21 protein-coding genes are annotated in these 23,950 nt (G+C 52.8%); 13 read left to right on the top strand and 8 right to left on the bottom strand.

All coding sequences use genetic code 11. The features are described 5' to 3' along the window. Position 1 precedes the first annotated feature (1 nt). Genes OXG87_12475 through OXG87_12455 form a run of 5 tightly spaced genes read left to right on the top strand, consistent with a single transcriptional unit; the run spans position 2 to position 5,429 of the window. Positions 2-466 carry a hypothetical protein gene (locus OXG87_12475; protein MCY3870367.1) on the top strand — a complete coding sequence of 155 codons (465 nt, stop codon included), beginning with the start codon at positions 2-4 and terminating at the stop codon, positions 464-466. Between the two features lie 25 nt (positions 467-491). Beyond that, on the top strand, positions 492-2,198 hold the full coding sequence (gene argS / locus OXG87_12470) for an arginine--tRNA ligase (protein MCY3870366.1): 1,707 nt from the start codon (positions 492-494) through the stop codon (positions 2,196-2,198). Between the two features lie 22 nt (positions 2,199-2,220). Next, complete coding sequence (locus OXG87_12465; protein ID MCY3870365.1) at positions 2,221-2,769, top strand: shikimate kinase; 549 nt, start codon at positions 2,221-2,223, stop codon at positions 2,767-2,769. Positions 2,770-2,771: 2 nt separating this feature from the next. Further along, entirely contained in the window at positions 2,772-3,875 is a 1,104-nt protein-coding gene (gene aroB, locus OXG87_12460) for a 3-dehydroquinate synthase (protein MCY3870364.1), read from the top strand. Between the two features lie 9 nt (positions 3,876-3,884). Beyond that, a complete protein-coding gene (locus OXG87_12455; GenBank protein ID MCY3870363.1) occupies positions 3,885-5,429 on the top strand; it encodes an amidophosphoribosyltransferase in 1,545 nt (514 codons plus the stop codon). Between the two features lie 15 nt (positions 5,430-5,444). On the opposite strand, the gene OXG87_12450 is transcribed toward OXG87_12455, so the two are convergent. Both OXG87_12450 and OXG87_12445 read right to left on the bottom strand, forming a co-directional pair. Continuing rightward, positions 5,445-7,520 (bottom strand): amino acid permease, encoded by a 2,076-nt coding sequence (locus OXG87_12450; GenBank protein ID MCY3870362.1) that lies wholly within the window; start codon positions 7,518-7,520, stop codon positions 5,445-5,447. Positions 7,521-7,534: 14 nt separating this feature from the next. Further along, positions 7,535-8,773 (bottom strand): hypothetical protein, encoded by a 1,239-nt coding sequence (locus tag OXG87_12445; protein MCY3870361.1) that lies wholly within the window; start codon positions 8,771-8,773, stop codon positions 7,535-7,537. Between the two features lie 163 nt (positions 8,774-8,936). Here OXG87_12445 and OXG87_12440 point away from each other — a divergent pair, with 163 nt between their 5' ends. From OXG87_12440 to OXG87_12405, 8 genes are all read left to right on the top strand, one after another. Next, a complete protein-coding gene (locus OXG87_12440) occupies positions 8,937-9,983 on the top strand; it encodes a mannonate dehydratase (GenBank protein MCY3870360.1) in 1,047 nt (348 codons plus the stop codon). A 16-nt stretch (positions 9,984-9,999) separates the two neighbouring features. Beyond that, positions 10,000-10,998, top strand: a complete 999-nt coding sequence (locus OXG87_12435) for a pyridoxal-phosphate dependent enzyme (GenBank protein MCY3870359.1) — start codon at positions 10,000-10,002, stop codon at positions 10,996-10,998. Between the two features lie 20 nt (positions 10,999-11,018). Next, complete coding sequence (locus OXG87_12430; GenBank protein ID MCY3870358.1) at positions 11,019-12,791, top strand: hypothetical protein; 1,773 nt, start codon at positions 11,019-11,021, stop codon at positions 12,789-12,791. 24 nt (positions 12,792-12,815) lie between these two features. After that, positions 12,816-13,304 carry a CinA family protein gene (locus tag OXG87_12425; GenBank protein ID MCY3870357.1) on the top strand — a complete coding sequence of 163 codons (489 nt, stop codon included), beginning with the start codon at positions 12,816-12,818 and terminating at the stop codon, positions 13,302-13,304. A 14-nt stretch (positions 13,305-13,318) separates the two neighbouring features. Beyond that, positions 13,319-14,566, top strand: a complete 1,248-nt coding sequence (locus OXG87_12420) for a DegT/DnrJ/EryC1/StrS family aminotransferase (GenBank protein ID MCY3870356.1) — start codon at positions 13,319-13,321, stop codon at positions 14,564-14,566. Positions 14,567-14,651: 85 nt separating this feature from the next. Continuing rightward, on the top strand, positions 14,652-15,371 hold the full coding sequence (locus tag OXG87_12415; GenBank protein ID MCY3870355.1) for an aldolase/citrate lyase family protein: 720 nt from the start codon (positions 14,652-14,654) through the stop codon (positions 15,369-15,371). 20 nt (positions 15,372-15,391) lie between these two features. Beyond that, the gene (locus OXG87_12410) at positions 15,392-16,624 is read left to right on the top strand and encodes a right-handed parallel beta-helix repeat-containing protein (GenBank protein ID MCY3870354.1); all 1,233 of its coding nucleotides are present in this window, start codon (positions 15,392-15,394) and stop codon (positions 16,622-16,624) included. Between the two features lie 110 nt (positions 16,625-16,734). Beyond that, the gene (locus OXG87_12405) at positions 16,735-17,523 is read left to right on the top strand and encodes a phytanoyl-CoA dioxygenase family protein (protein MCY3870353.1); all 789 of its coding nucleotides are present in this window, start codon (positions 16,735-16,737) and stop codon (positions 17,521-17,523) included. A 4-nt stretch (positions 17,524-17,527) separates the two neighbouring features. Here OXG87_12405 and OXG87_12400 read toward each other — a convergent pair whose 3' ends face one another. The 6 genes from OXG87_12400 to OXG87_12375 form a co-directional block, all read right to left on the bottom strand. Beyond that, positions 17,528-18,007 carry a GNAT family N-acetyltransferase gene (locus OXG87_12400; GenBank protein ID MCY3870352.1) on the bottom strand — a complete coding sequence of 160 codons (480 nt, stop codon included), beginning with the start codon at positions 18,005-18,007 and terminating at the stop codon, positions 17,528-17,530. Positions 18,008-18,156: 149 nt separating this feature from the next. Next, on the bottom strand, positions 18,157-19,692 hold the full coding sequence (locus tag OXG87_12395) for a hypothetical protein (GenBank protein MCY3870351.1): 1,536 nt from the start codon (positions 19,690-19,692) through the stop codon (positions 18,157-18,159). A gap of 9 nt (positions 19,693-19,701) precedes the next feature. Then, complete coding sequence (locus OXG87_12390; GenBank protein MCY3870350.1) at positions 19,702-21,243, bottom strand: sodium:solute symporter family protein; 1,542 nt, start codon at positions 21,241-21,243, stop codon at positions 19,702-19,704. Between the two features lie 12 nt (positions 21,244-21,255). Then, positions 21,256-21,720 (bottom strand): sulfatase-like hydrolase/transferase, encoded by a 465-nt coding sequence (locus OXG87_12385; protein ID MCY3870349.1) that lies wholly within the window; start codon positions 21,718-21,720, stop codon positions 21,256-21,258. A gap of 3 nt (positions 21,721-21,723) precedes the next feature. After that, complete coding sequence (locus OXG87_12380) at positions 21,724-22,524, bottom strand: phytanoyl-CoA dioxygenase family protein (GenBank protein MCY3870348.1); 801 nt, start codon at positions 22,522-22,524, stop codon at positions 21,724-21,726. Between the two features lie 163 nt (positions 22,525-22,687). Further along, positions 22,688-23,950, bottom strand: a 1,263-nt coding sequence (locus tag OXG87_12375; protein ID MCY3870347.1) for a lactate racemase domain-containing protein, incomplete at its 5' end; no start/stop codon positions are given.

The raw sequence follows: 23,950 nt of genomic DNA, 5'->3' as shown, positions 1-23,950 counted from the left end.
CATGTCTTTGACACTTATACAAATTGTGTTGATTCTCGCTCCCGTTTTATTGGGCGCGTCTATTGTGGCCTATTGGCGATTGCGGCGTCATGTGTCCAATACACAGGAGCCTGTGGTGGTTTTTTTGCAGAAGCGATGGGATGTGCTGTTGATTGTGACGGGGGGGATTGTGCTGTTTCGGGGGGCTGCGACCTCAGATGGCGTGGGATTAGTGCCGCAATTGTTCGGTTTTTTACTTTCTCTCGAGTTTTTTTATATCGCATATGCTACTATTCGCGTGACCATGAGCACACGCGGATTGCTGATGGGCATGCGCTACATGCCCTGGCAGCGATTTTCGAGATATGTGTGGCGCACAGAGCGGGATTTGGAACTCATTTCTCAACGAAAGAGCTATCGGTTTCGCGTGCCCGCGCAGGTAAAGGCCGATGTACAGAAAATTTTGGATTTGGATATTTTGAAATAGGGAACTGAAGGAGAGGTAGTCTTTTATGGTCAATCCTTTTGTCGAAGAAATTGCATTGCAGGTGTCAAAAGCAACGGAGATGTCTTGTAGCGATGTGAGGGTGCTGATCGAAACGCCGCCAAAACCCGAGATGGGCGATTATGCTTTGCCGTGTTTTGCGCTGGCTAAAATTTTTCGCAAAGCTCCCCATCTGATTGCCGAAGAGCTATCTGCACAAATTGCGACGGGTGATCGAATTTCAGAAGTGCGTCCCACAGGTCCGTATCTCAATTTTTTTGTGCCGAAGACCAATTTGGTGGGGGAGACACTCTCGACAGTTCTCGAACAGGGTGCGGATTACGGGCGTGGAGACCACGGTGCTGGAAAGACGGTTGTGATCGATTTTTCGCATCCCAATATTGCCAAACCATTTGGCATTCACCATCTGCGGTCAACGGTGATTGGCAATGCCCTGCGAAATATTTATCGGGCATTGGGCTACGAGGTGGTTGGGGTGAATCATCTGGGCGATTGGGGGTCTCAGTTTGCGAAATTGATTCTGGCGTGGAATTACTGGGGTGAGGGCGAATTGACGGCGGATATTACCATTCAGAAGTTGTTGGAACTCTATGTTCGAATTAACGAGGAGATTGAAGACAATCCCGAACTCGAACAGGAAGCCCGCGATTGGTTTCGTCGCCTCGAAGCCGGCGATGAAGAAGCCGCGCGGATGTGGCAGGTGTGCGTGGATGTGAGTTTTAAGGAGTTTGACCGCGTTTACGATATGCTGGGCATTGGGTTTGAGTCGATTGCTGGCGAGAGTTTTTATCAGGATAAGATGCCCGCGACATTGGACCGATTGCGGGCAAAGGGGTTGCTGACCGAGAGTGATGGCGCGACTATTGTGGATTTGGAAAAATGGGATATGCCGCCTTTGATCGCATTGCGCAGCGACGATGCGACATTGTACGGTACGCGCGATTTGGCCGCGCTGGAGTATCGGTGGAAAACATATCGCTTTGAAAAATTGCTCTATGTGGTAGATGTGGCGCAATCGCTGTATTTTCGCCAGTTGTTTCAGGTGTTGGAATTGATGGAATACGACTGGCGAGAAAAATGCGCGCATGTACAATTTGGGCGGCTGCGGTTCAAAGATGGCAGTGGGGCTTCAACGCGCAGGGGCAATGTGGTTTTTTTGGAAGATGTGCTGAATCGCGCGATTGAGTTGACGCAAAAAATTATTGCCGATAAGAATCCCGATTTGCCCAATAGTGATCAGATTGCACGAGATGTGGGCATTGGTGCCATTATTTTTGCGGATCTGGATTCCAAACGGACGCGCGATATTGTGTTTGATTGGGACGAGGTTTTAAATTTCAACGGCGAAACCGGTCCATATTTGCAATACACGCACGCGCGATATTGCAGTGTGTTGCGGCGTTATGACGGCACTTTGCCGCCGCGGGATGTTGACTTCGCATTGTTAAATGAATCAGAAGCCATTGAGGTCGTCAAATATCTCGCGCGATTTCCAGGGCAGATTCAAAAGGCTGCGGATGAATACGAGCCTTCTGTCGTGACAACGCTTATGATTGAATTGTGTACGGTCGCCAATCGGTTTTACAATGCCCATCAGGTTATTTCTGAACAAGCGGATTTGACGGCTGCCCGCGTTGCACTGGTCTATGCGATTAAGACGGTGCTGGCATCGGGCCTAACTTTGCTGGGGATGAAAGCACCAGAACAGATGTGATACCGTATAGTGGAAGAGCACTGTGTTTGATCTACCTGATAAACCCATATTTCTCACCGGTTTTATGGCTACCGGCAAAACCAGAGTTGGGCGCATTTTGGCCGGATGGTTGAAGCGGGCTTTTGTCGATACAGATGAATTGCTGGTCGATGCTGCTGGGAAAACTATTCCCGAGATTTTTGAGCAAGACGGTGAGGCCACATTTCGCCAGTTGGAACACCAGGCGGTTATCGTGGCATCAAAGATGGATAATGTGGTCGTTTCTCTCGGCGGTGGTGCTATTACGCAGGAGCGGAATTGGGCGGTTATTCGCAAAACCGGCGTGTGTCTTTGTTTCCGCGCTTCTGTCGATACGATTTTTGAACGGGTCAGTCGCAAGCGCGATGAGAGACCCTTGCTGGTCGGGCTGGATGATGAGGGTTTGAAAAACAAAATTGAGGTGATGATGGCAGAGCGAGAGCGTTTTTATGCGCGTGCAGATGCGTTTGCGACTTCGACAAATGATCACACGCCCGAAGACACGGCAGAGACGGCATTGATTGAATTACAGCGCGTTCTGGATCGGGATTGATAATGGAAACGGTGACGGTTGATTTAGGTGATCGAAGTTACGATATTTTAATCGGTCGCAATTGTTTGGGCGATTTGGGCGGTTTGTATGCGGAACGCGGGTTGGGAGAAACAGCGGCAATTGTGACCAATCCAACAGTTGCCGCGCTCTATCTCGATACGGTTCAGCAGAGTCTCGCGCGTGCCGGTGTGAAGGTTGTGGTCGTAACTGTGCCCGATGGCGAGCAATACAAGACGCTCGAGACGACCTCGCAGATCTACGGCGATTTGATCGCGGCGGGGTTGGATCGGAATTCCTGTATTGTGACATTGGGAGGTGGTGTGGTCGGCGATGTGGCTGGTTTTGTCGCCGCGACGTATTTGAGGGGGGTTGATTTTGTGCAGGTGCCCACGACGCTGGAAGCGCAGGTCGATGCCAGTGTGGGAGGCAAAACAGCTGTTGATCACGTTTTGGGAAAGAACATGATCGGCGCTTTTCACCAGCCAAAATTGGTGTTGATAGATACGGCTACACTCGATACCTTGCCAAAGCGCGAAGTGCGGGCGGGTATGGCGGAGGTGATCAAGCACGGGATTATACGCGATCTCGGTCTGGTGGCATTTTTGGAAGATTGTATTGAGGGCGCGGCAAATTTAAGCCTGCCTGCGGATCAGATCAATTGGCTCGTCGCTCAACAGTGTCGCATCAAGGCGGGTGTTGTGGCTGCCGATGAAACCGAGAAGGGCTTGCGCGAAATTTTGAATTACGGCCACACGGTGGGACACGCACTGGAAGTGGTGACGCATTACGATTATTACAAACACGGCGAGGCGGTGTGTTTGGGGATGCTGGCTGCAGGGTATATCGCTGTGCAAAAGGGGATGTGGTCGCGGGATGCGTTTGAGCGGCAAAATGCACTTATTGCCCGCCTGGGCATTCCCAAAGGCGTGCCCGATTTGAAGGTCGATGAGGTGTTGGCGCGAATGGCAAGCGACAAGAAAGCGCGGGACGGTGTCATCCGCTTTGTATTGCCGGAGCGGATCGGAAAAATTGTGCCGCGAGATGATGTGACGCGCGAAGAAATCGTTGCTGGGATTCATTATATGCAAAATCAGGCATTGGGATAGGAGATTTTTATGAGCGAAGATATTGGCCACGAATGCGGCGTGGCAGCCCTTTACTGGCTCAGGGAAAACGGCGATGCCGATGATTTTGAAAATGTTGCATCACTTATGCCGAGTATGTTGCTTGACCTTCAAAACAGGGGGCAACTCGCCGCGGGGTATTGCGCCTATCACCCCAACCGCGATCAACTTTTGCGCACGTTTAAAGATCTGGGCGGTGTTACCGAAGCCTTCCGCATGTCGCATCCCGGCAAATTCCAGTCCATTATCAACCAATATGCAGGGATAGCTGCGATTGGACATACGCGCTATGCCACCAGTGGCGAAGACGATGTGCGATACGCACAGCCCTTTGAGCGGCAACACGGGCGTATTTGGAAATGGTTTAGCCTGGCTTTTAATGGCAATTTGGCCAATTACACGCTGTTGCGCGAACGCCTGTTGTCCAAGCAGGGGTATCACTTTACCCTCAATATCGATACCGAAATTATCATGCATACGCTGGCGTATCGGTTAAAGGGTGAAAACCCACCCGATCTGGCCGATGTGATGCGTTCGCTTTCCCGCGATTTTGACGGTGCTTATAATATCGCATTTCTCGATGCCTCGGGGCGCATGTTCGTCTCGCGCGATCCGCTCGGTTTGCATCCCATGTGCTGGGGGGTGAAAGGCCATCTCTTTGCCGCTGCCAATGAATCAACGGCTCTTTCTAACCTCGGTTTTAGCGATATCAAATGGCTCGAACCCGGCGAAATGGTGATTGTGGAAAATGGCGATCTGCGCGTTGTGCGCTATACGGAACCTAAAAAAACAGCTCGTTGTTTTTTTGAATGGGTTTATTTTTCCAATGTTGCCAGTGAAATTGACGGCCTTAGCGTTTATACTTCTCGCGCTGAGGCCGGTCGTATTTTGGCCGAGAAAGAAAGCCAGAAGATCGACGATTCGTGTGTGGTTGTGCCCGTTCCCGATACGGCCAAAGCAGCAGCGGATGCCTATGCCCACCACCTGAAGATGCCCTGCATGGAAGGTGTGATTCGCAATCGCTATGTGGGGCGCACTTTTATTCAGCCCAAAACCACCCGCTCGCAGAGTGCCAAGAGCAAGTACACGTCATTGGCCTCCGTTTTATCGGGCAAGCGCGTTTTCCTCGTCGAAGATTCTATTGTGCGCTCCCTCACGCTTCGCACCCTTGCCCATCAGGTGCGCGATATCGGCGGCGCGACCGAGGTGCATGTGCGCGTGGCCTGTCCGCCCATTGTTGCGCCGTGTTTTTACGGCATTGATATGACGACCTTGAACGAACTTTTTGCCCCCGAACACGTTCCGGTGCGATACCGCGGCTTGCCCAGTGCACAAACGCTAAAAAAAATGGCTATCGATCTCGATGTCGATAGCCTGAGGTACCTCGATGTTCCCGATCTGGGTTCCAGCATTGGGTGTGAAACAGATACCCTGTGTCTGGGGTGCGTCACGGGAAAATATCCCACAACATGGGGCAATCGCCTCATGCGCGAGGCTCGCAAACACCCCGAGACTGTTGGCCGTCTCTACGGGTGATCTTGTTGCAGGGACTCACCGCCCGCCAAATCGCGCTTCGAGGTTGCGCAATCCTTTACTGTTTCCCAAAATTGTCAATCGATCATTTTCTCGCAGTACGGTATTGCCGCGGGGAATCACCATGCGCCCGCCGCGCCGCAACATTGCCACGAGACAGCCTTCTGGAAAATCCGTCTCGATCAGGGCGCGGCCAATGAGGTCTGTGGTCGCATGGTTGTGGCGCAATGTCAATAATAAAAAGGCTTCGTCGCGCAACAGGACTTCTTTTAACTCGACTTCATCGCTGGCTGAGTGCCATTCGCGCAAGAAGTTTTCATCGTCTGCACGCCGCGCAATTTGTGCCAGAATACGCAAGTGCTGTGACGGGTCGTGCTCTGGGCTGAATAAGAAAAAGAGCGCGGTTAGCTGCGCTTCTATCTCGTGCCCGGTCATTGGATCTGTAAATTGGATGTGAATACCCGGCAGTGATCGCACGAGGACCATTTCGCAGTGTTCGATCCCATCAATTCGCAGATGTGGTAATCCCACGCCGTGCGTCACGGGTGTCGATCCAATATGCGTGCGATCCAGCAATTGTTTCTCGATTTCATCTACGGTGTGTGGTACGCGACCCGATAACCATTTCGATACCTGCCGAACTATATCCTCAAATTCGGCCGGGCGATCCAGATCGATGACCAGACTTCGCGCTGCGATCTCTTCGAAAGGATCTTCGTCGCGCAATCCTTTTTCCTTCAGGATACTCCGCAGTTCGACATCCAGGCCGGTGTGTCGCCTTTGTCCCCAGCGTTCAAACATGTGGTAAATCGCGCCGTCTCGGTTGACCTTGTCTCGAGCAAATTTAAAGTACCAAATCGTTCCCAGCAGGATCAGCGCGACAGAAAATAGGGATGGTAACCAGCCCATCTGGACAATCAAGGTACACGAAGCCAATATGCCGAATAACTGCATCCACGGGTACAGCGGTGAATGATATCCCGAGTCGTAGGAAGCCAATCCGCTTTCGCGCATGACAATTACCGCCAGGCATACCAGCGCGAACATCAATAATTGAAACGCACTGGCCAATTTGGCAATTTTGGTTGGGTCGAGAAAGATGAGGATTAAAACAATTACGCCCATGGTAACCAATACCCCTTGAACGGGTGCGCCTCTTGTATTTAAATGCTGAAAAAGTCTCGGCATCATGTGGTCTCGGCTCATTGCCAGAGGAAAGCGAGAAGCCGAAAGCATTCCGGCATTGGCAACCGATGTAAAGGCGAGGAGGGCTGCCAGGGAGATGATTATTGCGCCCCAATCGCCAAATACGGCTTTGGCTGCTGAGGCAGCGGGCGTTAAATCTCCCACCAGTTGCTCGAGCGGCAATACACCGACCATGACGCCCGTGCCGAGAGCATAGACCAGAACGGCTGTGATCAATGAGAAGATGAGGCCCAGAGGCAAATTGCGCTCGGGATGTTTTACTTCTTCTGATAAACTCGCTACGGTTGTCACGCCGACATAACTGATATAGACCAGGCCCGCTGTGGATAAAATCGTCTGGACATCTGCCTCGAATATCGCGGTCAATCGCGCCTGTTCAATATTGGGTACGCCTCCTCCGATAAATACTCCCAGGATCATTAATAAACCCAGCACCAATGCCATCTGAAATCCACCGCTTTTCTGCGCGCCCAATAGATTCAGTATGCCGAGTCCAACCGCAATTGCGACAGCTACGGGGGTCATTGGCAACTCGGGTACATAAAGCGCGATGTACGCTCCCATGCCCACGAGTGCGAATGATACTTTTAATACGAGTGCCAACCAGGTGCCAATGCCTCCAAGCGTGCCCATCCAGGGTCCGAGTGACCGATCTAAAAAATAATACACGCCACCCGCGCGGGGCATGGCGGTTGCCAGTTCAATAATGCTGAACATCGCCGGTACGAGTGGCGTAGCGGCGACGATATAGGCCAGCACAATGGCAGCACCCGCCTGTTCAGCAGCCAGACCCGGCAATAAAAAGAATCCCGCGCTTAAGGTTGTGCCCGTTGCAATGGCATAGACGCCGAGTAAGCCGATTTCTCGTTTGAGTTTTGCTTTTGTCATTCTTGTTTTTCCCATTATTCTATTTCAACTCTGATATTTCGGTCTTCGGGCGTAAAAGCTACCAGTGTTATATCGCCATCTCGATAAAATGTGCCATCTCGAAAGGCCGCTTTCGTCAGCGCGGGTGTCAGGGGTTTGCCGTTTATTTTTACGCCTGCAACTGTTATTTCACGCAGTCGCAATGTGAATTCGGGCACCTGTACGGGCAAATTGAGTGTTATTATTTGTTCTTCTACCGTGATATTAGCCATTTCGCGCGCGATTGCATAATTGGTAATTTCACTGCATTTGCGCCATTGCGATCTTTCGCCATTGGGGTCGCGTTCTTTGAGCCGCCGCACAACGGTCTGAAATGCCCGAAACCCGCGGCGGTCTTCATTGTGTATTCCGTAAAATCCCTGCCAATGGCTGATCATCACGGCAGGGTCGCCCGCGTCGATGACTTCGGGCAAACGCCCACCCTGAAGGTCCGATGTGATGTAATAATCTACATCTACCTCGCCATATCCGGTCCACGATCCCGTGCGATCACCCGTCGCTGCGATCACTTCACCCATTGCTTCGCCGCGCTCGGGCTTGGGATACCACACCGGGCAATCTACCGGACCGCTGGACGATACGCGCTTAAATAAATACGGTGTTGGATTGCCCGTTATCCTCCGCACGGCGTTTTCCGCACATTTTGCATAAAAATCTATTGGATTGCCAAATCCTCCCGGACTTGTGACGCCTGCAGGTGTTAATCCCACATTGTGCAAAATTTCACACGCCAGCGCGATATAATTTGTTACCCGCTCTTCTTCGTCTGTTGGTAGATTGTTCCATCCCCATTGTTCCCACAAGTTTGGATCAACAGGTTGCAATGTTTCCAGATCTACCACAAAGGTGTGTGTGATCATTTCCGGCGTGATGTCGTAGTTGGGCATAATCAGTTCCCGACACATCGCCAACCAGCTTTCCTGCTGCGCTTTGGAGAACAGAGGGAGTCCGTGATCTACTCGCCCGAGTGCGGCGGGACACGGTACCACACTGAATTTGCCCTTTACATCGTGTTCCAGACAGAACTCGGCGAATTCGCGGGTGAACGATTCCGGATGTACTACGGGCACATCTTCCCAGCGATAATCTGTGCCATCTACAGCCTGGCGGTCTCGCATGAAAAAATAGTTCAGATTTACCAGTACGGTTGAGTCATCAAAAATGATTGATATCGGCACGCGATCCAGGGCGTGTTTGTTGATTTCGACTCGCATAAAAAGCTCCAGTTTATAGGGGGGGACTTAAAGGGTGAGAAGATACCAAAATTTTACACCTCTCACAATCCCCAATCATGTTGCTATCCAGAAATTCTTGCATTATCATGACGAATTGTGTACAACTGGGCGCAGTTCATTAAAAATTACAGGAGATTTGACCATGGCAGCCGAAATGTATGCAGGCGCAGAATGGGATCCGGAGAATCCGCGCATGCACATTGGTACACAGCGTTTTTCCACGTCGGATGAGCATCTCGAATTTCTCGCGCGGTGTGGTGTTACGAATATGGCGCTCAACGATGCCAGAGAGATCACGCCAGATCCCAGTCGAGGCTGGACAGTGGAAGAGATTGTAGAAAAAAAGGAAAAGGCCGCAAAACACGGCATTACCGTGGAGATGGTGGCATTGCCGGTGCAACACCTGAATGTCGATGGCAGTTTTGTGCCCGAGTTTATGCGCGGCAATATGAAGGACGGCGAAAAGGAAATCGAGATCGCATGCGATATGGTGCGCGCTGCCGCAGATGCGGGTATTCCCGCGCTGAAGTATTTTCTCTGCGAGATGGAGAATCAACGCACGGAAAGCGTTCCGTTCGGGCGAGGAGACGTGCGCTATTCCACGTGGGATTTGTCTAAGGCCGATGCAGATGCGCCGCGGTATGATGAACCGGTTACAGCGGAACAGAATTGGGAAAATATTACTTTCTTTTTAGAGCGCGTTATTCCCGTTGCCACCGAATGCAAAGTGCGTATGGCCTGTCATCCGTGCGACCCCTGGTTGCCGCCGGGTTACAAAGGTGTTGATCGCGTGCTGGGTGGATACGATGGGTTCAAGAGTTTTATCGATATTTGCCCAAGTCCTTACCACGGTCTCAATCTCTGCCTCGGTTGCATGGCCGAGAGCGTTGTGGATCCGCGCAATGAGGTGGCCGATATTATTCGCTATTTTGGGCAGCGAAAAAAAATTAACCTCATCCACTTCCGCAATATAACGGGTGGACGCAACAAGTTTCAGGAGGTTTATCCGGATGAGGGCGATATGAATATGTTTGTCCTGATGAAAGCGCTCAAGGAAGTGGGCTATCCACACATGATTGTTCCCGATCATGCGCCCGGCCACACTGCGCAAGGGCATTTCGAACAGGCATTTGCCTTTCAGTTTGGCTTTATCCAGGCCCTGCTTCAGGCTGTTGAGTTAGAGAACTAAAAAAGGAGCGATACCCTTGAGCTATTCGATTCGAGAGGTTCGAGAGGCGTTGGGGACGTGCAGCCGATTGTCGCTTGCCGATTTGCCCACGCCGTTGATGGATTGCCCGAGGTTGGCGGCAAAGCTGGGTGGACCGCGCATTCTGGTCAAGCGCGAGGATCAGACGGGGCTGGCGTTTGGGGGGAATAAGGTGCGCGAGTTTGAATATTCCATAGCACCCGCTGTGGATGAGGGGTATGATGTGTTGCTTCACGGCGCGGCGTCGCAGTCGAATCAATCGCGGTTGACCGCAGCGGTTGCGGCCAGGTTGGGTCTGAAGGCGGTGATGGTGGGGCGCAAGGATGACCATGCAGATCCCGTAAATGGCAATTTGTTGCTCACGCATCTGTTTGGCGCAGAGGTGCATTTGATTGAGAGCGAGCAGGAGAAGGCAGCTGTTATCGAGAAGTTAAAGGCCGATGGACTCAGGGTCTATAACACGAGTTCGGATGGGTATTATTATCGCAGCGTGTCTTATGTGGATGGGTTTTTGGAATTGTGGGAGCAGATGCAGGCAATGGATGTGATACCCGATGCCATCTATGTGTGTGCGGGCGTGCATACGCATACCGGGCTTGTCGTCGGAGCAAAGGCACTGGGTGTTGATGTGCGGATTATTGGTATAAGTCCAAGTCCACAGGATGATGCAAAAAAGAATGTGCAACTCGCCGAGGTAGCAAATGAGGTGTGCAAAATTCTGAATTTGGATCTGAATTTTACGGCAGATGATTTTGAGAGTTATGGCAAATACGCGGGTCCGGCTTATGGCGTCCTGACGCCCGGGGCGCGAGAGGCCGTCTTGTTGGCCGCGCAAACCGAAGGATTGTTGCTCGATCCCGTTTATGCGGGCAAAACTTATGGTGCAATGATCGAGCATATCCGCGAGGGATGGTATCGCAGGGATCAGACGGTTGTGTTTGTGCATACGGGTGGGACACCTGCGCTATTTGCTTATGGCGATGAGTTGTTGGCATAAATATTGAAAGGATTTGAACGATGCAATCTGAGACTGACCGCCGCGACCAGAGTGTGCTTTACGAACCCAATGAGCGGCCCCCCAATACCATTGCTTTCGCACTCGGGTTTCAGGCTGCCATGCTCTGTATTGCGGGCATTGTGATCACGCCGGTCATCGTGGTGAGGGCCGCGGGTGGGGGTGAGCCTTATCTGTCATGGGCTGTTTTTGCCGCGCTTTTGGTCAGTGGGTTGACCACAGTGATGCAGGCTGTGCGCGTTGGACGCATTGGTGCTGGCTATGTCCTGCTGATGGGCACTTCTGGCGCTTTTATCGCGGTTTGCGTGACGGCACTTGCCCAGGGCGGTCCGGCGATGCTCGCAACCCTGGTCATCATTTCCTCGTTATTCCAATTCGCGCTCTCGACGCGGCTCTCGCTGTTGCGGCGAATCATTACGCCAACCGTGGCAGGAACGGTGATCATGTTGATCGCGGTGACCGTTATGCCGATCGTATTTGATATGTTGGGGGATGTGCCCGAGGGAACGCCGCTGGCTGCTGCGCCCACATGTACTATTGCAACCCTGTTTGTCGTGGTCGTGCTCGCGCTGCGGGTTTCGGGCATGTGGCGTCTTTGGGTGCCGATTATAGGGATTGTTGTGGGGTGTATTGTCGCTTCGTTTTTTGGGCTGTACGACATCCAGCGCGTTATCGACGCCCCATGGATTGGTTTGCCCGCAGGTGGTGGCTGGCCGGGTTTTGATCTCAGCTTTGGTCCTGTTTTCTGGTCGCTTCTTCCCGCCTTTATATTTGTGACTCTGGTCGGTGCTATCGAAACAATAGGCGATTCTATTGCGATCCAGAAGGTTTCGTGGCGCACGCCTCGCGCGCCCGATTTTCGAGCTGTGCAGGGCGCAGTTACCGCAGATGGCGTGGGCAACTTGCTTTCTGGTATTGCGGGGACAGTTCCAAATACGACCTATTCGTCAAGTGTTTCAATCACAGAACTCACCGGCGTTGCCGCACGCGGCGTTGGCGTGTGTATTGGTATCGTATTTGTGGTGGCGTCCTTTATTCCCAAGGTGTCGGCACTTCTGCTGGCAATCCCCAATCCCGTGGTTGGAGCTTATGTGACGGTGCTGCTGGCACTTCTCTTTGTTGTGGGTATGCGGATCATTGTCCAGGATGGGGTAGATTATCGCAAGGCGATGATCGCGGGCGTCGCTTTCTGGATTGGTGTGGGGTTTCAGGATCAGGCCATTTTTGCGGAATATCTCGGCGAGTGGTGGGGGGCGCTGCTCGGCAATGGGATGACGGCTGGCGGCCTCACGGCGATTTTTCTGACGCTGTTTATGGAGTTGACAGCACCGCGCCGGCAGCGCATTGAGACGGCGCTCGCTGTCGAGGCTTTGCCAGAAATCACGGCATTCCTCGAAAAGTTCGCTTCGCGCAGAGGCTGGGATGCCGAGATGACGAATCGTTTATGTCTATCTGCGGAGGAAACCCTTCTGATTCTCATTCAGCAAGGGGAGGGCGAACAAGCGGAGAAACGCCTGCTTCTAATTGTGCGCAGCGATGGCGGTAATGGCGCGGAACTCGAGTTTATCGCTTCGACTGGTGAGGAAAATATTGAGGACCGCATGGCCTATCTCAGAGAACATACAGACGAGATGCCGGTAGAGCATGAGATCTCGTTGCGATTGCTTCAGCATTTCACGTCGTCTGTGCGCCACCAGCAATATCACGATGCGGATATTGTAACGGTTCGCGTTGAGGCTCCGGTGGGGGATAGAAGGAAAGAAGAAGACGAATAATTACTAAAAAAGTAGAGGTTTAATATGGCGGATTTTAAGACAATGGCCGCAAATGTGGGGGCATTGCTAAAAGAAAAAGGGCAGACCGTATCGGTGGCCGAGTCGTCGGCGGGGGGAATTATTTCAGCAGCACTTTTGGCTGTGCCGGGGGCTTCGGCTTATTTCAGGGGCGGTGGGGTGTGTTATACGGGTGACTCAAAGCAAATATTGATGGCTGTTTCCGATGCGGCAATGGGCGAGGCGAGGGCTGCGACAAAGACGCATGCACTGCATCTGGCTCGCGCTGCGCGCGAACGTTTGGGGGCGGACTGGGGTATTGGCGAGACGGGCGCAGCTGGTCCGACGGGAAATCGGTACGGCGATCCGCCCGGTCATACGTGTATCGGCGTTGTGGGGCCAGATGCCGAGCAAGTGATCGCGATCGCAACGGGTAGCGAGAACCGGGGAGAGAATATGGAAGTGTTCGCCCGCGAAGCATTGGACCTGCTGGTCGAATGTTTGCAGCGGGATTGATCAAGGAGGGAAATATGGCAGAGTTAGCGCTGTTGGGTGGCGAGCGTGAGGTCAAAGAAAGGGATGATATTTTATGGCCGATGTACGATGCGACCGAAAGAGATGCTCTTGTTGAGGTGCTGGAGAGTCGGGCGTGGTACAATTCCTCGAAGTGCCAGGAGTTTGAAGAGACATTTGCGGCATTTCAAGATGCGAAATACGGGATCGCGTGTACGGGCGGCACGGTGGCTCTGGAAATGATTTGTCGCGGGGCGGGTATTGGTGTAGGCGATGAGGTGATTACGAGTGCCTATACATTTATCGGTACGTGTTCGGGGATTCTAAAAGCAGGTGCTACGGTTGTTTTTTGCGATATAGACCCGGATACCAATAATCTCGATGTGGCGGAGGTGGAGAGTCTTATTACAGATCGAACGAAGGGGATTATGCCAGTGCATTTTGGTGGGTTGGCGTGTGATCTCCAGCGGTTGTTGGATATTGCCGAGCAACACAATCTCGCGATTTTAGAAGATGCGGCGCATGGGTGGGGATCGGCCTATAGGGATCGCGGGCTGGGGAGTTGGGGGCTGGCTTCGGGGTTTTCTTTTCAGCAGAGCAAAAATATGACGGGTGGAGATGGGGGTATTGCCCTGACCAATGACGAGGCCGTTGCCGATGCGATTGGCTGTGCGGTCAATGTCGGGCGGTCGCGGTATGGTCGTACGGAGGAGTCTCGACAATGGGGCGGCAACCACCGGATGACGGAGTTTGTCGCTGCGGTCTTATTGTGCCAGTTGAAGCGCATTCCCGAGCATACGGAGATCCGCGAACAAAATGGGGCGATGTTGGCGCGCACGTTGTCGGAGGTTGAGGGTATTGAGCCGATTCACCGGTTGGAAGATGCAACCCGCGTCAACTGGCATGTGTATGGTGCGCGGTATTTATCCGAGGCGTTTGAGGGCGTTTCTCGCGATGCATTTGTCAGGGCGATGCGCGCTGAAGGGGTGCCGGTGAGTACGGGATACGAGACGCCAGTTTACAAACATCCGGTTTTTCAAGAGGATTGGAAAGCCCGCGATTACACGCCTTTTGCGTGGACAGATGCGGCAGAGGATTATCGCTCGTTGCATTTGCCAAAGGTTGAGCAGTATTGCAGGGAACGGCTGTCGATAAGCCAGAGGGCTTTGCTGACTTCTGAAACGCGGATGCGGGATATGTCGCGCGCATTTGTGAAGGTGCGCGAGAATGCAGATAAGCTTCGAGAATGGGAGAGAAGCAACTGAACGAATAGACGGACCCCGCCCAACCACCCAAAGTCGATACGAACTCCATCGTTGATTCGTTGATTCGTTTTAAAAGGAGACGATCATGTTTGAAAATGCAATTGGACTAAAACAGAAATACCGCAATGGTGAACGCATTATTGGCGTGTCTATGGCGCCGAATACACCGCCGGATCGGTTCGATCAGATTATGGATAAAGATGATTACGATTTTGTGTCTATTGATAGTCAGCATACGCCGTTGAGCGAAGAGCGCATTGCGGCGTTTTGCGATATGGCTGCCGAGCGCGATGTGTTCGTGCAGTTTCGGATCAAACACACGCGCAATGCCTATTTGATTGGCAATTATCTCGATTTGGGTCCGTGTGGGATCGAGATTCCGCAGACTGAGTTGGAAGAGACGGTTGATGATGCGTTGCACTATTTTTATTATCCGCCGGCTGGTGGGCGCAGTTTTGGCGGGGGACATCGGCGAGGCACGGAAGATAAAACTACGGAGGAGTACGCCGATTGGTGGAATAGTTTTGGGGTTTTGTGGTTGCAAATTGAGTCGGTAGAGGCCGCAACGCGCGGGCATTTGCTCGCGAAGGCGGGTGTGGATTGTCTGTCGATGGGTCCGACGGATTTGTCTATGAGTATTAAGGCACATCCGCAGCACTGGTTGAAGTCTGTGGATGATACGATCGCGTATTTGTGCAGGTCTCTGGAAGGGACTGGCGTGGCGGTTTGTCATCGCAACCGCACACCGGATACGCGCGAGAAATACGCCGATATGGGGGTGACGGTGTTTTTGGAGAGTGCTTAAAAAATCAGGAGGAGGATGTCATGCCTGCTATGCCAGCGAGAGAGATTCCATTGCCCGATGCGCCGCGAGATGAGGTGAATGCTGCGGATTTTTTTGATCGGGAGTCGATGACATGTGGTCTGGAGGATGCGGTTGCATCCTTGCCAGAGAGCGGCGGCAGGGTGCGTATTCCGGCGGGTACGTATCTTTTGCGCAAGACGCTGTACGTGCCCAGTCGGGTGAGTCTGGTCGGCGATGGGCCGGCGACGGTGTTAAAGATTCGGCCTTTGCAGGTGGCGTATCTCTCAAAAGATATTCGCAAAGGTGGTCGGGTGTTGACCTGTAAGACCAGTCCGCCTTTTCGCGTGGGTGAGGGGATTGGGGTTTGCGACGATAAGCACAGGGGATGGTGGGGTACGCACGGGGAGGTCGAGCGGGTTGTGGGCAATCGCGTGTGGATGAGTGTGCCGTTTAATCGGCGGTTGTTGGTGCGCGACAATGCCCGGGTGGTGAATCTGTTTCCCTGTATATGGGCAGAGGGTGAGACGGATATTGAGATACGGGATTTGACGATTAAGGGTCCCGAAGATTACGAGGGCGATTGGTGGGATTTTACGTATTCGGCGGTGCATATTGTGGGGTGTGAGCGCGTGCGCGTTCTGAATTGTTCGGTGTTTGGGTGGCCCAGCGATGGGTTTGGGATTCAGCGCGGTTGCGATGCCCAGGTAGCGCATTGTCAGGCACACGGGTGTCGCGGGCATGGGTTTCATCCCGGAACGGGGTTGGCGCGCAGTGTGTGGTCGCACAATATCGGGAAGGGAAATGGGGGCGATGGGTATTATTTTTGCGCGCGGGTGCACCATTCGGTGTGTAGCGATAGCGTGTTTTCCGAAAATGGACAACACGGGATTGGCGGTGTGGCAAATGGCGGGGATCACCACAATATTGTGAGTAATAATGTGTGTTCGTACAATGGGATGTGTGGGATAGATGCCAATAGAGGGGATGAGCAGGTGATTACGGGGAATTTGTTGCTGAGCAATTCTCGGGCTGAAAAGGGAAAATATCCCGGTATCCGCGTGCAGGATTTGACGCATTCGATTGTGCAGGGCAATCGGTGTGCGGATGATCAGGAGAGGCCGACGCAGTTGAAGGGTATTGAGGAGAGTGGCGAGAGCGACTATAATTTGATTAGCGGTAATTTGTGTGTGGGGATGGATAGGGCTATTACTGTTGTGGGAAGAAAAAGCCGGGCAGAGGGGAATTTGGTTTGATCCGCAGATGAACGCAGATAAACGCAGATAAAAAAGAGGGACTGGGGACAGATTGGTGTGAGATGTAGGGGCGGGTTTTAAACCCGCTCGCTTTTCCAGGAGACTAATCTATGCTGACCGAAGAGCAAGTGGCGGAGTTTCACGAGAATGGGTTTTTGAATGGGGGGGCGGTGCTGGACGACGCACAGGTCGAGGTGTTGCGCGAGGAGTTGTACCGGGTGATTGAGAATAAAGACCGCGATGATGTGTCGCAGCCGGTTTTGTTGCGCAATTTGGGCGGTAATGATTCGGCGCCGGTCTGGCAGATTGTGAATATCTGGGAGGCGAGTGAGGCGTTCAGGAATTTGATGTATTCAGAGAAGATTGTGGAGGAGATGGCGCAGCTGACCGGGGCGACGGAGTTGCGTATCTGGCACGATCAGATTCAGTACAAGCCCGCTGAAATTGGGGGGACGACCGGTTGGCATCAGGACGCGCCGCTGTGGCCGATTATTCGACCGATGACAGAGGTGAGCGCGTGGGTGGCATTGGACGATGTGGATGTGGAAAATGGGTGTATGAGTATGGTGCCGGGTTCGCATAAGTGGGGCAATCAGATTGCGTTTGTGCGGGAGGTAAAGGATTTTGACGCGATGCCGTCAGAGTTTGAAGGCCAGTCCATATCGGTGGTGCGCCGACCAGTGAAAAAGGGCGAGGTGCATTATCACCACGCTCTGACCTGGCACGGTTCGCACGATAATCGCAGCAAGCGACCCCGGCGCGCGATTGCGATTCACTATATGACGCAGGATACGTATTACGATGCGAGTGGCAATCACGTGATGAAGGAATTTGTAACTGTGGAAGATGGCGCGATTTTGCGGGGGGAACACTTTCCAACGGTGTGGAGGGATGAGTAAAGAGCTACACTTTGCGGTCTTTCATTGGCATTGCGTAGTGGATTTGTTGGGCGACTGCGGTAAAGCCCGAGCGCGGATAAAAGTTCTGTCCAACGGGGTTCTGGTCGAGGGTTTCGATTTTTGCCACGGCCATGCCCTGTTCTTCAAAATAGTCAAAGGCGGCTGTCATCAATGCTTTGCCGATTCCTTTGCCCTGGTATTCGGGCAAGACGGCGAGGTTGGGTATGCCGCCTATTTTGCTTTCATGGTCGATGCGCGTGGTGATGTAGGCCGCGACTTTGCCGTTGTCTTCCCAAACGAAGATGCCATCGGCATTGGCTGCGACGTCCGCGTCTATGTGTTTGGCTTTGCGTGCTTTCCAATCTGTGTCGGCAAATTGACCGAAGTTTTTTTCGATGTTCTGGTCAATCGATACCCCATCAAAACAGATAACGGTGATTTCTTTGAGGGCGTCGAGGTCTTCAGAGCGGTATTTTCTGATCATGGGATAAGTCCTTTACGCACCGATGCGGACGAGGGCAAGTGTGAGAAAGATGATGCCGATTACACAGATCCAGGTGACGATGAATCCTATGACTGTTTCTTTAGATGGTTTGCGAATTTCAAGGCCAAACACGATAGCCTCCTCGGGGATTAGTTGAGCGATAACACTAAAATGCCAAAACTGTTTTTGGGAATCAAGAGATTATTGCAAGCACCAGACCATTCGCGGATCGCGACTTCTATTTTGCCCGCGCCTTCCATTTCCGCATTTCCGCCATTTGATGCATTGAGTCTTTCATGGGCTACGTAGCGATATGTGAGCGCGCCTTCAAATTTTTTGCCGTCGATGGTGAGGTTCGGCGATAGGTCGTCTGCTGTGCGGTTGCTGATGAGTACAAAAAGTTGCGAGGTACTTCCGACTGCCTGTGCTTGAACGCCCGGTATTTGTTTTCCCTCGTATTCGAGCTGTCCATTGAGGATGGGTGGATTTTGGATGGCGAGGGAGAATTTTGTGTCCGATTGCGCGAATGCTTCTCCGATTAACTGAAGGGGATAGTAGGTGGCGCGCCGAATTGTATTTCCAAAGTCCGCCTCTGGTTCACCTCCGTATTTCCAATTGGTTCTCGGCGATGGAGGCGTGATTGGGGAGAATGCGGGGAATCCTTTGCCGGGACCGGCAATGACGTGAAAATTTGCATGGGTAATGCGCGGTTGGGTGAGCATTTTTAAGAAGAAGTCGCCCGTGTACATGGCGTGGAGCTGTGTGTTGGCGACCCGGTTTGCGGGGTTGGCGATATTCCACTCTGTTATCCACATTTCCACGTTGGGGAATAGTTTTTCATAGTAGTCGATGGCGTCATGGAAATCGCAGTGGATCCAACCAAAGAGATAGCCCCGATATTCCTCAATTTCTTTTTTCCGAGCGGTCCGATAAGCATAGACGTGAACGGTATAGGCGTCGTAAAATTGATCCGCGGCCGCCAATGCACTGTCCCATTTGCGTTGATCCACGTTTTTTTCAAAGCCGTTTTTGTGGAAGGCTACCGGGCTTGCACAGACTGAGACTTTTATGGTTGGGTCAACGGCTTTCATCGCCTGTGCATGTTTTTTTGCTTGTGTGATATAGGTTTCTGCAGAGGGGTATTTTTCCGCGTACCACGGCAGATAATATTCATTTCCGAGTTCCCAATACGCGATCTCGTATCCCTTGTTTTTGGTGTATTGGACCCATCCGGCACTTTCTTCCGGGCTTCCCGTCCACAGGTTGACGACTACGATGGGCGTTATTTTTAGCGCGTTGCACATTTGCATGAAGTCGTCAAATGCGAGTCTCCCATTTCTCCTTTTTCTCAGTCTGACAAAATTGCCTCTGTTTCGCCTGTTGAGTTGCTCGCTGCCTGTTGAACTCATTTCGCTCTGGATAAATCCAGCTATTTTCCAGTGGTAAAAATTGCCGATTGTGCCTCCGGGAAAACGCAGTATCTGGGGTTGCAGGTCTTTTGTGAGCGCGACGAAGTTAGAGTCGAGATATCCGTAGTCACCACTCATCATGTTCGTGTTGAAGCCATAGAGGCTTTTGGGGAGGGTTTGCGTTTCGCTGCGGTCAATTTTTAGATGTAGCGCAGGGTCTGTAGCTCCCAAACTCGTGTAGAGTGCGGCGATAAGCAATATGGCTATGAGGCGCATGACGACTCCTTACTCCATAACGACTTTTATGCCGGCTTCGCGCAATTTGTGTTCCTGTCCGACAGGTGTGTGGAGCAAGGTGTAAAAGCGGTCGAGGCGCTCTTTGTCTTGCGGTTTGGTGAGTTTGCTGACGATGATGAGTGCGGCAAAACCGCCAGTGATGTAGAGTACGTAGCGATAGGGCAATTCCCAGTCGAGGCCGCCAATGTAGATGCCCAGGCTTTCCAAATTGATGATTGTTTGACCGGATATGGCGAATAAGAATGCCGAGACTATCAGACCCGCCCAGGCGCCGGGCGCATTGCACCTGCGCCAGAGAATTCCTCCCCAGAATGCGATCCCAAAGAATGCCACGAGCGACCAGGAGAGGCGAATGATTGCGACGACAGAGGTAAAATAGAGCGCGATGATAATACCGAATATGACGAGTATAAGGGCGACGACGCGGCCCGTGGTGAGGTAGTGTTTGTCGTCGGCTTCGGGCTTGAAGAGGGGTTTGTAAAAGTTTTCGACAAAGAGAGCGGCGCCATCGACCATGAATGAGTCGCAGGTGGACATGACCGCGGCGATCATCGAGGCGAGCATGATGCCGACGAGGCCGATGGGCAAGAGGTCGCGCGAGGCGAGCCCAAAAGCGTGTTCGGGGTCGTCGATGTTGGGATAAAGGGCAATGCAGGCTACGCCGGTAAATGCCCAGGCTACGGTGCAGAGGCGTTTGATCATGTTGCCGTATGTGAAGCCCACGCGGGCTTCGCGTTCGGTTTTGCCCGCACCGCCAATTTCCATGTGGTGGGGTTGGGCAATGATGCCGACGAGGGCGTTGATGACGACCATGACGATGAAGAAGGGCGTGATGCGGTCGTATCCGGGCGGAGGATCGCCGGGGGCTTCAAGGCTGAATTTTTCAATGGGTACTTGCTGGTGAAGCCCGGTGAAACCGCCGACGCCGTCGATGACAAAGGGGACGAGAAGAAAAGAGAGGACGATGATGAAGATGCCCTGGATAAAGTCGGTGATGATGGCCGCGGGTAGGCCGCCTAAGAGGCCGTATGAGAGGAAGAGGACGGTCATCACACCGATGGCGATTTCGGGAGATATTGCGCCGCCGGTCATAGCGCTGGCTGTTTTGCCCGTGCCCAGGAGCATGATGCCTATTTGTATGGCAAAGTAGAGCAGGCCATAGAGGGCGTAGAAATAACCGAGTGAGTTGCTGAATCGGTCTTCAAAGAAGTCCGCGATGGTGAGGTAGCGCAGTCTTCGCCATATTGGCGCAATGAGCCAGTAGAAGGGGGTGGCAAATAGATAGAGCCATTGATACCAGATCCCCGCCATGCCCAATTTGTAGGATGCACCTGCAACGGTTACGGCCTGATCGGTGTGGGTGCCGGTGCCAAAGGCGTGCATGATCATAAATGTTTTGCCAAAGCTGCGCCCACCCATAAAATAGTCGCCCGTATTTTTGATTTTGCGGGCGACCCATAAGCCGGCAATCATGATGCCGATTAAATAGATGGCGAGCGTGGCAAAGTCCAGCAGGTGTAGTCCAAGCATAAATCTCCTCTATCAGAACGTGTCTTTTTGCGGTGTCGCACCGTCGGCTACGTCTCGTTTCCAGGTGTCGATGTTGCCGCTTACATATCCGCGAAAGCGATCAAAGTCGTGGTGCAGGGGATTGAATTTTTTGTCGTACCCGAGGTGCCATTTGCCAAAGATGGCAGAGGTGTAGCCGGCTTGTTTGAGCAGTTTGGGAAAGGTGATTTCAGAGGGGTACAATCCCACATAGTGGTCGGCGCTTTGGGGATTGGCGCCGATTACTTTGGGCACGCCTGCGCGCTGTTGATAGCGTCCGGTGAGTAGTCCGGCGCGCGTGGGGCTGCAAACAGCACCGCTGGAGTGGAAGTCGGTGAATTTAAGCCCTTCGCGGGCCATTTGTTCCATTGCGAGCGTGTGGATCCAGCCCCCGTACGTACTGGAATCCCCATAGCCCATGTCGTCGGCGAGTACGATGATGATGTTGGGTTTGTTCATACTTTAATTTGCTTCATTCATTCTAAAGCCGGACACAATGGTGCTGTCTTTGCGTTCCAAAATGTTGTCGGGGTCGATGCGGTAGGGGTCGTCTTCTGCGCGGCCCACGGGGTGCATTTGGGTGCTGTGGTAGCCGAAGCGGACGGATTTTCGCCATTCGTCGGTGCGGTTGCAGTCGGACCAGTGAATGATCTGATAGCTAAAGAAGATGACGTCTCCGGCTTTTGCCGGGATCAAGATGGAGTCGATTTTGTCGGGGTGGTAATCGTCCGGCGGCAGATGAGGAGAGGTGTCTGGACCCAGGACGTGGACGAGCGGACCTTTTTTATGGCTGCCGGGCACCACGCGCAAGCATCCGCTTTCTATTGGGGTATCGTCCAGGTGAAGCAAGCAATCGACAAAATCGGGGCCGTCGTGCGGATAAAAGGGATAGTCCTGATGCATGGGAAAAGGCGTGCCGAGTTCTGGCGGTTTGGCATGGAGTACGGTGTGGTGCCATTGAACGGTGTCGCGGATCAGGTCTTCCACGCAGCCGACGAGGCGTTCATTAAAGATGGCGCGTCCCCAGGTTGCGGAGTAGAATTGGGGATTGTGCATGAAGACGGCTTTGGTGTTGAGGCGTTCGTCTTCGGGCAGGTATCGGTCGCGCCAGGGTCCCCGCCAGCCAATGGTCTCATTGCCCCAATTTTCGATGATGCGCACCATTTCCGAGCCGAGTTCGGCGGTTTCTTCTGGGGTAAATAGCGCTTCGCATTTGAGGTACCCATTTTCGTGGTAGAAGTCGATTTGTTCCTGTGTCAGCATGGCGTCCTCCAATATAATAACGCAAGAGAACAAGGGATTGGCAAGGATCTCCCCCGGTCCCTACGTCTCCCCGTTCTCTTGCGTGATTTTTTTCATATTTGCATCGGCTCAATATAGCATGATAGACGCGTGAATGAAAGCAAAATTCCGCGTTTTTGACCCTTTATTTTGCAGAAATTTGAATGGCTGCGTTTGGAAAAACAGCGACCCGGGCATTATCGGGCAATTTTTCAATGAGTTGGTTGCGGAGCGTGTCCCAATCGCGGAAGAGAATGCCGTCGGGATTGCGTTTGTAAAATTCGTCAACCGGAAAGTTCTCAGACCACATCAGGGTCTGGTGCGGGTCTTCGATTTTGGGTTCGGGGAGTTCTTGCTGGGGCTGTTGGGATTTCTGTTTGCAAAACCGCGCGTAGTCTATTTCGTCGTATAGTCCGTGGTGACAGATTCCATCGGTGGCGGGATTGATGGCGACTTTGTACGCGTTTTTGAACAGCCGAAGCGGCCAGAGTGCTTTGGCGGTTTGTACGGGGTCGTAGTCGAGGGGGTAGGCGTTGGCTATGACGAGGTCAGGCTCTGTTTCGGGTGTCCGGGTTGCGTAGGTTTTTAGCGCGAATCGGGCGCCGGTGCGCTGCGCCTGGATGAAGTCGCCCACAAATACACCGGTGATCTGGCGTTTGCGGTTGAGTGTTACGTTGACGACGGCATCGAGGCCCAGGACTTTGGCGACTGCTTCGGCGGCGTCTCGATGGTCTGGTTCGTCGCCCTGTCGTTCAATATTGGCGTGTCCCCGATTTGCGTAAAAGGTGTGAAAGTAGAACATGGTGGCAAAGCCCGAGACGCCCGGTAGGATGAGTTTGGCGCCACCGCCAAAACCCACGTTGGCGTGGGGATAAATTCCGCCAACGCAGAGCTTGAGGTCGGCGTCTGCGACAACTCTGTCGATGTAAATGGGGAGGCCGCTGTCCAGGCTGCCCAGGGCGCGCAGGTCGCCGCCCATGAAATAGTGATTCGTGACTTCATAGGTGCGGGCGATATCAGCCCCTACTTTTTTGTCGATTTCCTCCGCGTCGATTGGGCGGTGAGATCCCCCGCCTACGACAAAGCGGATTTGATTTTTGGGTATGCCAGCGGTGTCGAGTTCTTTGAGGACATAAGGGATGAGTTCGGCAGCGGGTGTGGGGCGACTCAGGTCATCTACGATGATTGCGGCGCTGTTTTTCCCTTTGGCGAGTTCCGCTATCCTCGGTGTGCCGATGGGGTTGTCAAAGGCGGTTTGGATCTGGTCTGCGGTGACTTGAGGGCATTCCTCTGGTCCAAAGGTTTCGACTGTCCAGCCTTCGGGAAAGGTGAGGGTGAGGGCTTCATCACCCGCCCAGGCACGGGTGTGTATTGTGGCGGTGTTGTTCATCGCGGCCTCTTTTGTTTT

The organism is Gemmatimonadota bacterium, assembly GCA_026706845.1.
Lineage (GTDB): Bacteria > Latescibacterota > UBA2968 > UBA2968 > UBA2968 > VXRD01.
The sequence above is the reverse complement of the archived record's forward strand: the minus strand, read 5'-3'. Positions and strand labels throughout refer to the sequence as shown.